General features: G+C 70.3%; 9 protein-coding genes. All 9 read left to right on the plus strand.

Features of this window, described 5'->3' with window-relative positions; genetic code table 11:
• The first annotated feature begins 111 nt into the window (after positions 1-111).
• The 9 genes from ACFZDE_RS01755 (at position 112) to ACFZDE_RS01795 (ending at position 11689) form a co-directional block, all read left to right on the plus strand.
• Positions 112-2505: an ATP-binding cassette domain-containing protein gene (locus tag ACFZDE_RS01755; protein ID WP_390991294.1), complete on the plus strand. Its 2394-nt coding sequence runs from the start codon at positions 112-114 to the stop codon at positions 2503-2505.
• 1077 nt (positions 2506-3582) lie between these two features.
• Positions 3583-3819 carry a hypothetical protein gene (locus tag ACFZDE_RS01760; protein ID WP_390991291.1) on the plus strand — a complete coding sequence of 79 codons (237 nt, stop codon included), beginning with the start codon at positions 3583-3585 and terminating at the stop codon, positions 3817-3819.
• Positions 3820-3884: 65 nt separating this feature from the next.
• A complete protein-coding gene (locus ACFZDE_RS01765; protein ID WP_390991289.1) occupies positions 3885-4085 on the plus strand; it encodes a hypothetical protein in 201 nt (66 codons plus the stop codon).
• Positions 4086-4234: 149 nt separating this feature from the next.
• Entirely contained in the window at positions 4235-5278 is a 1044-nt protein-coding gene (locus ACFZDE_RS01770; RefSeq protein WP_391196451.1) for an NUDIX domain-containing protein, read from the plus strand.
• 306 nt (positions 5279-5584) lie between these two features.
• Positions 5585-6616 (plus strand): ABC transporter permease subunit, encoded by a 1032-nt coding sequence (locus tag ACFZDE_RS01775; protein WP_391196454.1) that lies wholly within the window; start codon positions 5585-5587, stop codon positions 6614-6616.
• Positions 6617-6693: 77 nt separating this feature from the next.
• Positions 6694-8382, plus strand: a complete 1689-nt coding sequence (locus tag ACFZDE_RS01780) for an ABC transporter substrate-binding protein (protein WP_390991280.1) — start codon at positions 6694-6696, stop codon at positions 8380-8382.
• Positions 8383-8460: 78 nt separating this feature from the next.
• Entirely contained in the window at positions 8461-9453 is a 993-nt protein-coding gene (locus tag ACFZDE_RS01785) for an ABC transporter permease subunit (protein WP_391196455.1), read from the plus strand.
• A gap of 26 nt (positions 9454-9479) precedes the next feature.
• Positions 9480-10577, plus strand: a complete 1098-nt coding sequence (locus tag ACFZDE_RS01790) for an oligopeptide/dipeptide ABC transporter ATP-binding protein (RefSeq protein WP_390991273.1) — start codon at positions 9480-9482, stop codon at positions 10575-10577.
• Positions 10578-10603: 26 nt separating this feature from the next.
• Positions 10604-11689: a dipeptide ABC transporter ATP-binding protein gene (locus ACFZDE_RS01795; protein WP_391196458.1), complete on the plus strand. Its 1086-nt coding sequence runs from the start codon at positions 10604-10606 to the stop codon at positions 11687-11689.
• Positions 11690-11764 lie beyond the last annotated feature (75 nt).

Below are 11764 nucleotides of genomic sequence, written 5' to 3' on the forward strand. Positions count from 1 at the left end.
CCCGCAGCCCTGTACCGCCGCCGCACCGCAGTCCCCGCGCCGCCCCTCGGGAGCGGCGCGGGCGACGAGACCGTACGAGTGCGACGGTCCCGCCCGAGAAACGGAGACACCATGCGCAAGGCCACGACGACGGACAGACAGTCGCCCGGGCCCCATGCCGCCGACAGCCATGACGTGATCCGCGTGCACGGCGCGCGCGAGAACAACCTCAGGGACGTCAGCATCGAGATCCCCAAGCGCCGGCTCACGGTGTTCACCGGCGTCTCCGGCTCGGGCAAGAGCTCGCTGGTGTTCGACACGATCGCGGCGGAGTCGCAGCGGCTGATCAACGAGACCTACAGCGCGTTCCTGCAAGGGTTCATGCCGAACCTGGCCCGGCCCGAGGTCGATGTGCTGGACGGTCTGACCACCGCGATCGCCGTCGACCAGCAGCGCATGGGTTCCGACCCCCGCTCCACCGTCGGCACCGCCACCGACGCCAACGCGATGCTGCGGATCCTCTTCAGTCGGCTCGGCACGCCCCACATCGGCCCGCCCGGCGCCTTCTCCTTCAACACTGCCTCGGTCTCGGCGAGCGGCGGCTTCACGGTGGACCGCGGCGCCGACAAGACCAGGACCGAGAAGGTGTCCTTCAGCCGCACCGGCGGCATGTGCACGCACTGCGAGGGCCGCGGCACGGTCTCCGACATCGACCTCACCCAGCTCTACGACGACTCCAAGTCGCTGTCCGAGGACCCGTTCACCATCCCCACCTACACCGGGGACGGCTGGGTGGTCCGGGTCATCGCCGAGTCGGGCTTCTTCGACAAGGAGAAGCCGATCCGCGAGTACACCAAGAAGGAGCGGCACGACTTCCTGTACCGCGAGCCGGTCAAGGTGAAGATCAACGGGGTCAACCTCACCTACGAGGGGCTGATCCCGAAGCTGCAGAAGAGTTTCCTCTCCAAGGACCGCGAGTCGATGCAGCCGCACATCCGGGCCTTCGTGGACCGGGCGGTCACCTTCACCCGGTGCCCCGACTGCGACGGCACCCGGCTCAGCGAACTCGCCCGCTCCTCGAAGATCGGGGACGTGAACATCGCCGACGCCTGTGCGATGGAGATCCGGGACCTGGCGGAGTGGGTCCGGGGACTCGACGAGCCCTCGGTGGCGCCGCTGCTCACCAAGCTCCGGCACACCCTCGACTCGTTCGTGGAGATCGGCCTCGGCTACCTCTCGCTCGACCGGTCGTCGGGCACGCTCTCCGGCGGTGAGGCGCAGCGCACCAAGATGATCCGCCACCTCGGATCCTCGCTCACGGACGTCACCTACGTCTTCGACGAGCCGTCCATCGGTCTGCACCCCCATGACATCCAGCGGATGAACAACCTGCTGCTGCGCCTGCGCGACAAGGGCAACACCGTGCTGGTCGTGGAGCACAAGCCCGAGACGATCGCCATCGCCGACCACGTGGTGGACCTCGGCCCCGGTGCGGGCACGGCGGGCGGCACCGTGTGCTTCGAGGGCACCCTCGAAGGGCTGCGGAGCAGCGACACCGTCACCGGCCGTCATCTCGACGACCGCGCAAAGATCAAGGCGGCGGTCCGCAAGCCGACCGGCGCGCTGGAGATCCGGGGCGCGTCGGCGAACAACCTCCAGGGCGTCGACGTCGACATCCCGCTCGGCGTCCTCACCGTCGTCACCGGTGTCGCGGGCTCCGGCAAGAGCTCGCTGGTGCACGGCTCGATCCCCGCCGACGAGGGCGTGGTCGCGATCGACCAGACCCCGATCCGCGGCTCCCGGCGCAGCAACCCGGCGACCTACACGGGGCTCGCCGATCCGATCCGCAAGGCCTTCGCCAAGGCCAACGGGGTGAAGCCCGCGCTGTTCAGTGCCAACTCCGAGGGCGCCTGCCCCACCTGCAACGGCGCCGGTGTCATCTACACGGACCTGGCGATCATGCAGAGCGTCGCCACGCCGTGCGAGGAGTGCGAGGGGCGGCGGTTCGAGGCGTCGGTGCTGGAGTACCGCCTCGGCGGCCGTGACATCAGTGAGGTGCTGGCGATGCCGGTGGCCGAGGCCGAGGAGTTCTTCGGCAGTGGTGAGGCCCGCACTCCGGCCGCGCACCGGATCCTGGAGCGGCTCGCGGACGTCGGGCTCGGCTACCTCACCCTCGGGCAGCCGCTCACCACGCTGTCCGGCGGCGAGCGGCAGCGCCTCAAGCTGGCCACGCACATGGGTGACAAGGGCGGCGTCTACGTCCTCGACGAGCCGACCACCGGTCTGCACCTGGCCGATGTGGAACAACTGCTCGGGCTGCTCGACCGGCTCGTCGACTCCGGCAAGTCGGTCATCGTCATCGAGCACCACCAGGCGGTCATGGCCCACGCCGACTGGATCATCGACCTCGGCCCCGGCGCGGGCCACGACGGCGGCCGAATCGTCTTCGAAGGCACCCCGGCCGACCTGGTCGAAACCCGCTCCACCGTAACCGGCGAACACCTGGCGACGTACGTGGGCACCTGACCGGAGCCCGCCGGCCCGGCCCCCGGCACGCACGGGGCCCCGCCCGACGTCCCGCCCGACCTGGCGCCCGTTCGTCCCGCCGGCCCGCTCGACCTGGCGCCCGCTCGTCCCGCCGGTCCGCTCGGCCTGGCGGCCCGTGCGGGCCCGGCGGCCGGTGGTCCGGGCGGCCTGCGACCTGGCGGGCTGATGCTCCTGACGGCCTGCGGCGCGCTCGGCCTGTGGCCCGCACGGCCTGTGGCCTGCCGGGTTTCGTGTCCGCGGTTTGGCGGTGTCGCGTCCGCAGAGCCTCCAGAGCCTCGGGGTCCGCACGGCCGGTGGCCCGTGGCCTGATGGCCTCGCGTCCCCAGAGCCTCGGGGTTGCCGTGCCCTGGGGGCCTGGGGGCCTGTGGCCCGCACGGCCTGTGGCCTGCCGGGTTTCGTGTCCGTGCGGTTTGGCGGTCTCACGCCCGCAGAGCTGCGCGCCTCCAGCTGCTCGGGGGTCCGCACGGTCCGTGGGTCTGTGACCAGCAGTAATGCTGATCGCAGGTCCTTTCGGCGTTCACGGACCCGATCCTGATCGTCTCGCGTCCCCAGAGCCTTGGGTTTGCACGGCCTGTGGCCCAGAGCTTGTTGGCCCGCACGGCCTGTGGTCTGCCGGTTTCGCGTCCGCGCGGCCTGCCGGTCTCGCGCCCGCAGGGCCTCGCGCCCCAGCCCTCGGAGGTCCGCACGGCCCGTGGCTTCGCTGCCGTCGGCCTCGCGCCGCAGAGTTTCGCGGCCTGCCCGGCGCGGCGGCCTGCGGCCTGGCCGTTTCGCGTCCGCCCGGATGCCCTCCACCCGTCCCCCCGTCCACCCCTCCGGCCGTCCGCCCCTCCACCCGTCCCCCCGTCCACCCCTCCGGCCGTCCGCCCGTCCGCCCTTCCGCCCCTCCGCCCCTGCGGCCTCGCCCCCGCACGGCCGCAGAGGCTTTCGGCCTCGCGCCCGCACCGCCGTCGCCCCGCGCGCAGCAGGTCGGCGGTCCGGCGTCGACCCCGGTGGTGAGGCGGGCTGGACGGAGTAGTCCGGCGGGCGGGCGGGGGCGGCCGCGCGCAGGCTGGTGGCATGGCGTCCGTGAAGCCCGTCGTGGTCTACCCGCCCGCCGCGGACGGCGGTCGGCGGGTCCGTGTGGACGACCAGTTCCTCGGGATCGCCTACGGGCCGCTCGACATCGCCGAGTTCCTGCGGCGGGCCGGCATCGAGGACGCGGACGCGGCGTACGTGGCGGCCACGGGCCTGATCGAGTGGCGCGGCGGGGGCCCCGGGGCGTGGACGGCCGGCCCGGACGGCGACTCCGCGTAGGCCCCGCCTCGCCCGGTCGTACCCGACCGCGTGACCCCGGGGCGGGTCCGGCAGTTGAGTCGGGCATGAAGAAGCGCAGCATGCTCGCCATCGCCTCCCTCGCCACCGGCTTCGTCGTCGCGGCGGTCACCCCGTCCCACGCCCTCGGGGACGGCCTCGGCACCCTGAGCGTCGACGAGACCCTCAAGAGCGTCAACGACACCGTCGCCAAGGACAGCCTGTCCCTGGACCGGGAGGACGGCGCCAAGGCGAAGAAGAAGGGCTGACGGGCCGGACGGGCCCGCGGCCACGGCGCCGGCGCTCCCCGCGTGTACGGGGGGCGCCGGCGCCGTCGTCATGCGCCCTCAACTGCGGCTGGTTTCCGTGGCAGGGTGGAGCGGGCAAGCCTCAGGGGGCCAACAGAAGAGGGGGACCTGTGACCGTCGTCTGGATCAACGGCGCGTTCGGTGCGGGGAAGACCACCACCGCACGGGAACTGATCGAACTGATCCCGAACAGCACGCTCTTCGACCCGGAGGTCATCGGCGGAGCGCTCGCCCATCTGCTGCCACCGAAACGCCTCGCCGAGGTCGGCGACTTCCAGGACCTGCCGATCTGGCGGCGGCTCGTGATCGACACGGCGGCCGCGATGCTCGCCGAGCTCGGCGGGACCCTCGTCGTCCCCATGACCCTGCTCCGCCAGGAGTACCGCGACGAGATCTTCGGCGGCCTGGCCGCGCGCCGGATCCCGGTCAGCCACATCCTGCTCGCTCCGGCCGAAACGATACTGCGGGAGCGTATCGCGGGCCGCGAGGTCCCGCGCGACCTCCCCGACGGCGACACGCGAATACGCCAGTGGTCCTTCGACCACATCGAGCCGTACCGGGCCGCTCTCGCCTCCTGGCTCACCGCCGACGCCCACCCCGTCGACACCGGTGACCTCACGCCGTACCAGACGGCCGTCAGGATCGCCGAGGCCGTGACCGGCGGTGCTGCGCCCGTCTGCGACATCGTGCAGACCCCCGAACCCACCGCCGAGACCGTCGCCGCCGGAGTGCTCCTCTTCGACGAGCGGGACCGGGTGCTGCTCGTCGACCCCACGTACAAGCCCGGCTGGGAGTTCCCCGGCGGCGTCGTCGAACCCGGCGAGGCCCCCGCGCGCGCCGGGATCCGCGAGGTCGCCGAGGAGACCGGCATCAGCCTCGACGAGGTGCCGAGCCTGCTCGTCGTCGACTGGGAGCGCCCCGCACCCCCCGGATACGGCGGACTGCGGCTCCTGTTCGACGGGGGTCTGCTGCCCTCCGCGGAGGCGGGCAGGCTGCTGCTGCCCGGACCGGAGCTGCGCGCCTGGCGGTTCGTCACCGAGGAGGAGGCCGCCGGTCTGCTGCCCCCGGTGCGCTACGAGCGGCTGCGCTGGGCCCTGCGGGCACGCGAACGCGGAGCGGCGCTCTATCTGGAGGCCGGGGTGCCGGTCGGCTGACACGGGCCCCGCCGCGCCCGCCCTTTACCCGGCGCGGGGGATTCAGAGGGAAAAGCAAAAGGAAATGCCGCCCGGGTCACGGCCAATCACTTCCCAAGAGATCTCCCTCGAACATTCACGGGCCGGGTAATCACATCACCCGGCCTCGTCAACACTTTTCCATGTCCGCAAACAATCCCTTTTCTCGCCCCTGCGCGGCTTGACCGGACTCGCACGCCGTTGCGAAAGTCCGCAGAGTCTCACGGCGGAAGCAACGACCGCCACCCAATTTCCTTGCCCCAGGGGCAGATCCGGGATGTCCGTACGATGACGACGCAACACCAGCCGGTCGACACCGGCGGCGGCACCGCGCTGCTGACCGACCCGTCGACGCAGGACTCCAGACCCGGCGGCACGGTTGTCGCCGGCCGCTCACCGGCCAGGATGGCCTGGCGGCGGATCAGGCGGGACAAGGTCACCACGGCCGCTCTGGTGGCCACCGTCCTGTTCATCGCGATCGCGCTCCTCGCGCCGGTCCTCACCGCGGTGACCGGCTGGGGACCGATCACCCCCGACAACAAGGCGATCAATCCGGACACGGGGAATTTCCCCTACGGATCGCTGGGCGGTATCAGCACCGCGCATCTGCTCGGCGTCGAACCCGGCACCGGTTATGACCTGTTCGCCCGTATCGTCTACGGTCTGCGCACCTCCCTCTACGTGGGATTCGCCTCGGCCGTGCTGTCCACCGCGGTCGGTGTCGTGGCCGGGCTCGCCGCCGGCTATTTCGGCGGCTGGGTCGACTCCCTGCTGTCACGGATCATGGACGTGATGCTGTCCTTCCCCCAGCTGCTGTTCATCATCGCGCTCACCCCGGTGATCCAGAACGCGCTCCAGACCAACACCCACGGCGGCACCGACGAGAACCTCCGGCTGCTCGTCCTGGTCCTCAACATCGCGGTCTTCGCCTGGGCGTACACCGCCCGCCTGGTGCGCGGGCAGGTACTGTCCCTGCGCGAGCGGGAGTTCGTCGACGCCGCACGGCTGATGAGCGCCGGCCGCCGGCACATCCTCTTCCGGCAGCTGCTGCCCAACCTGTGGGCGCCGATCCTCATCTCCTTCGCGCTCGCCGTCCCGCAGAACATCACCACCGAGGCGGCGCTGTCGTACCTGGGCGTCGGAGTCATCCCGCCCAACCCCGACTGGGGAGCCGTGCTGTCGGACGCCTCCCAGTTCTTCCTCCAGGACCCGATGTACCTCTTCGTGCCCGGCGTCCTGCTCCTCCTGCTGGTCCTGGCGCTCAACCTGCTCGGGGACGGCATCCGGGACGCCCTTGACCCCCGCGCCCGACGCGGCTGACAGAGCCACCCCCCGAGTTCCGGCCCGGCGGTCCCACGAACGGCCGCCGAGCCCGTAGCAAGAACGGAGTTTCCCCCATGACGCGCAGAACGCGCAGATCCCGCACGGTCGCTCTCGCGGCAACCGCCGTGGTGATCGCCCTCGGAGCCACCGCCTGCGGAGGGTCCTCCAGCGACACCGGCAGCGGCAGCGGCAGCGGCACCCCGGGCAAGGGCGGCACCCTCACCATCCTGAACAAGGCCGACTACGACCATCTGGACCCCCAGCGCGTCTACACGACCGAGGGCCAGAGCATGGACCAGGAGATCATCCGCACCCTGACGGGCTGGGACGAGACCGGCTCGAAGCCCAAGCTGGTCGGTGACCTGGCCACCGACACCGGAACGCCGAGCAAGGGCGCCACCGTCTGGACCTTCCACCTCAGGCACGGCGTCAAGTACCAGGACGGCACCGAGGTCACCGCACAGGACGTCAAGTACGGCGTCGAGCGGTCCTTCTCCTCCGACATCAACGGCGGCCCGCCCTACGCGGCCCAGTGGCTCGTCGGCGGCTCCGGCTACAAGGGCCCCTACCAGGGCAAGCAACTGGACTCCATCCAGACGCCGGACCAGTACACGATCGTCTTCCACCTGAAGCAGCCGGTGGCCGACTTCAACGAGACCACCACGATGAGCGGCTGGTCCGCCGTGCCCAAGGCCCACGACACCGGCTCGACCTATGACACCAAGGTCTGGTCCGACGGCCCGTACATGATCAAGTCGTACACCAAGAACAAGGAACTCGTCCTCACCCGGAACCCGCACTGGTCCCAGGCGACCGACCCGATCCGGCAGCAGAACGTCGACGGCATCGACGTCAGGTTCGGCCAGGACGAGTCCGCCATCGACCAGCAGATCAAGGCCGACGCCGGCACCGCCCAGACCTCGATCCAGCAGTGGCCCATCGCCGGATCCGACCTCGCGCAGCTCGCCAACGACCCTGCCCTGAAGAGCCGTTACTACAAGATTCCCGCGCCGGGCATCAACTACCTCGCGATCAACACCACCCGCGTCAAGGACCTTCGCGTCCGCCAGGCGATCGAGTACGCGATCGACAAGACCACCGTGCGCGGCGCGTTCGGCGGCTCCGCCTACGGCGACTACGCCACCACCATGCTGAGCCCCGGCATCGGCGGCTACCGGAAGTTCAACCTGTACAGCGCCAACCCGGCCGGCAACCTCGCCAAGGCCAAGGAGCTGATGAAGCAGGCGGGCGACCCGAAGCCGACCATGTCGATCGCCGTGGAGAACACCCCCACCGAGGAGCACTTCGCCGACGCCGTGAAGACCTCGCTGGAGCACATCGGCATCCACGTCAACATCACACCGATCGACGCGTCGAACTACTTCAGCACCATCAACAACACCAAGAACCAGTACGACCTGACCTGGGGCGACTGGATCGCCGACTGGCCCAACGCCTCCACGGTGCTGCCCACCCTCTTCGACGGCCGGCTGATCAAGAAGAACCCGCAGTCCAACCAGGACCTCTCCTATCTGAACGACCCGAAGGTCAACGCGCTGATCGACAAGGCCGCCACGATGACCGACGTCGCCAAGCGCAACGCGACCTACGGGCAGCTGGACGAGCAGATCCTCAAGGACGCCGCCGTGGTGCCGCTGATGTACATGAACTTCAGCGAAACGTCCGGCTCCAAGGTCGGCGGGGTCATCTCCGACTCGATCCTGGCCGAGCCGAGCCTGGTCCACGTCTACATCAAGCACTGACGGAACCGTCTCCACCACACCCCGCCGGCGGCCCCGGCCGCCGGCGGGCATCCCACTCACGTCAGGTCCCGGCACCTCATGTTTCGTTACCTCATCAGACGCCTGCTGGCAGCGGCCGTGATCATGCTGGTGATCACCACGATCACCTTCTTCATCTTCTTCGCGCTGCCGTCCGACCCCGCCCTCCTGGCCTGCGGAAAGACTTGCTCGCCCTCGCGCCTCGCGGAGATCAAGCACTCGCTGGGCCTGGACCAGAGCTACCTCACGCAGTACTGGGAGTTCCTCAAGGGGCTGTTCGCCGGCCGTGTCTTCGGCGACCAGAGCGTCCGCATCCACTGCAGCGCGCCCTGCCTCGGCGTCTCCTTCCAGACCGACACCCCCGTCCTGACCACCCTGCTCCAGGACTTCCCGGCCGATCTCTCCCTCGGCCTCGGTGCCGCGGTGGCCTTCCTGGTCCTGGGCGTCGGCCTCGGCACCGTCGCCGCGGTCCGCCGGGGCAGGGCCGCCGACAAGGCAGCGGTCGGCATCGCCCTGTTCGGAGTGTCGGTGCAGATCTACTTCATCGGTCTGCTCCTGCTCTACCTCTTCGTCGACAAGTTCCAGATCCTGCCGACCTCCGGCTACACGCCGATCACCGAGGACCCGGCCGGCTGGTTCCAGGGGCTGATCCTGCCGTGGACCACCCTGGTCATCGTCTACCTCGCGATGTACACCCGGCTCACCCGCTCCTCGATGCTGGACGTCTTCGCCGAGGACTACATGCGCACCGCCCGCGCCAAGGGCCTGCCCGCCGCCACCGTCGTCCTCAAACACGGACTGCGGGCCGCCATCACCCCGATCATCACCATCTTCGGCATGGACGTCGGCTCCCTGATCGGCGGCTCCGCCGTCATCACCGAGTCGGTGTTCGGCATCAACGGCATCGGCAAGCTCGCGGTCGACTCCGTGCAGAACTCCGACCTGCCCGTCATCCTCGGCACCACGCTCTTCGCCGCGACGTTCGTCGTCCTCGCCAACGTCGTCGTCGACCTCGTGTACGGCCTCGTCGACCCGCGCGTCCGCCTCGCCTGAGCCCTTCCTCGTCCTTAGGAACACCCGTGTCCGTATCGACCTCACCGCAGCCCGCGGACCTCACCATCGCGCCCGCACCCTTCCTCGACGTACGTGACCTGAAGGTGCACTTCCCGACCGAGGACGGCCTCGTCAAGTCCGTCGACGGCGTCTCCTTCACATTGGAGAAGGGCCGGACCCTCGGCATCGTCGGCGAGTCCGGCTCCGGCAAGTCGGTGACCTCACTGGCCCTGCTGGGACTGCACAAGGGCACCCGTGCCCAGGTGTCCGGCGAGATCTGGCTGGACGGCCGGGAACTCGTCGCCCTGCCCGAGGCCGGGATGCGCGCCCTGCGCGGCCGCACGGTCTCCATGATCTTCCAGGACCCGCTCTCCGCGCTGCACCCCTTCTTCACCGTCGGCTCCCAGATCGCCGAGGCCTACCGGGTGCACCACAAGGTCTCCAAGAAGGAGGCCCGGGACCGCGCGGTGGAGATGCTGAAGCGGGTCGGCATCCCGCAGCCCGAACTGCGGGTCCGGGACTACCCGCACCAGTTCTCCGGCGGCATGCGCCAGCGCGCCATGATCGCCATGTCCCTGGTGTGCGACCCGGAACTGCTGATCGCCGACGAGCCGACCACCGCCCTGGACGTCACCGTCCAGGCACAGATCCTGGACCTGATCCGCGACCTCCAGGAGGAGTTCGGCTCGGCCGTCGTCATCATCACGCACGACCTCGGCGTGGTCTCCGACGTCGCCGACGACATCCTGGTCATGTACGGCGGCCGCCGCATCGAGTACGGCACCACCCGCGACGTGCTCAAGCAGCCCCAGCACCCCTACACCTGGGGCCTGTTGCAGTCGATGCCGCACCTCAGCGGCGACGTCGGCGAGCGGCTCGACCCGATCCCCGGCACCCCGCCGAGCCTGATCAACCTGCCCGGCGGCTGCGCCTTCCACCCCCGCTGCGCCTACAAGGGCTGGGCGCCGCAGGGCCGTTGCACGACGGAGCGGCCCGAGCTGCGCCTCGTCACCGGCAGCGAACGGCACCTCGCCGCGTGCCATCTCAGCGACGCAGCCAAGCAGGAGATCCGCGCCGGGGCCGGCCCGGACGACCGGGGCACCGCCGTACGGGCCGCGCAGTGACGGCGGCGGACGAAAGGGACCATGCCGTGAGCACCACCGAGCCCCGTACCGGGCAGCGCACCGACCGCCCCACCGGCGAGAACCTCCTGGAGGTACGCGGTCTGCACAAGCACTTCCCCATCCGGCAGGGCATCATCTTCCAGCGGCAGGTCGGAGCCGTCCGGGCCGTCGACGGCATCGACTTCTCGGTCGGGCCCGGCGAGTCGCTCGGCCTGGTCGGCGAGTCCGGCTGCGGCAAGTCGACCACCGGCCGCCTGATCACCCGGCTGCTCGAACCCACCGGCGGCTCGGTCGTCTTCGACGGCGAGGACATCACGCACCAGTCGCCCGGACGGATGCGGGAGGCCCGTCGCAACCTCCAGATGATCTTCCAGGACCCGTACTCTTCGCTGAACCCCCGGCACACCGTCGGCACCATCGTCGAGACGCCGATGCGGCTCAACGGCATCAACCCGCCCCAGGGCCACAAGAAGCGCGCCCAGGAACTCCTGGAGACGGTCGGGCTCAACCCCGAGCACTACAACCGCTATCCGAACGAGTTCTCCGGCGGGCAGCGCCAGCGCATCGGCATCGCCCGTGCCCTGGCCCTGCGGCCCAAGCTGATCGTGGCCGACGAGCCGGTGTCGGCGCTGGACGTCTCCATCCAGGCGCAGGTCGTCAACCTGCTCCAGGACCTCCAGCGGGAGTTCGGCATCGCGTTCGTCTTCATCGCCCACGACCTGGCCGTCGTACGGCACTTCTCCGAACGGGTCGCGGTGATGTACCTCGGCAAGATCGTCGAGGTCGCCGGGCGGGAGTCGCTGTACGCCGGGCCCCGGCACCCCTACACGCACGCGCTGCTGTCCGCCGTGCCCGAGGCCGACCCGGACGCCGTCGACCGGCGCGAACGCATCCGGCTCGCCGGTGACGTGCCCTCCCCGATCGACCCGCCCTCCGGCTGCCGCTTCCGCACCCGCTGCTGGAAGGCACAGGAGAAGTGCGCCCTGGAGGAACCGCGGCTGGCGCGCGTCGAGGGCAGCCCCTCGGGGCACCTGACCGCCTGCCACTTCCCGGAGGAGCCGTCCCTCACCGCCCGAGGGCAGGACATCGTCCTGGACCCGGCCCTCGACTAGGGCCTGTCGTTCGGATCAGCCCGCAGACGCGGGGCTCACCGGCGTTGACCAGCACCGCCGATTCCCTGCGACCTG

The organism is Streptomyces sp. NPDC007929, from assembly GCF_042959065.1.
In the GTDB taxonomy this organism is placed as follows: domain Bacteria; phylum Actinomycetota; class Actinomycetes; order Streptomycetales; family Streptomycetaceae; genus Streptomyces.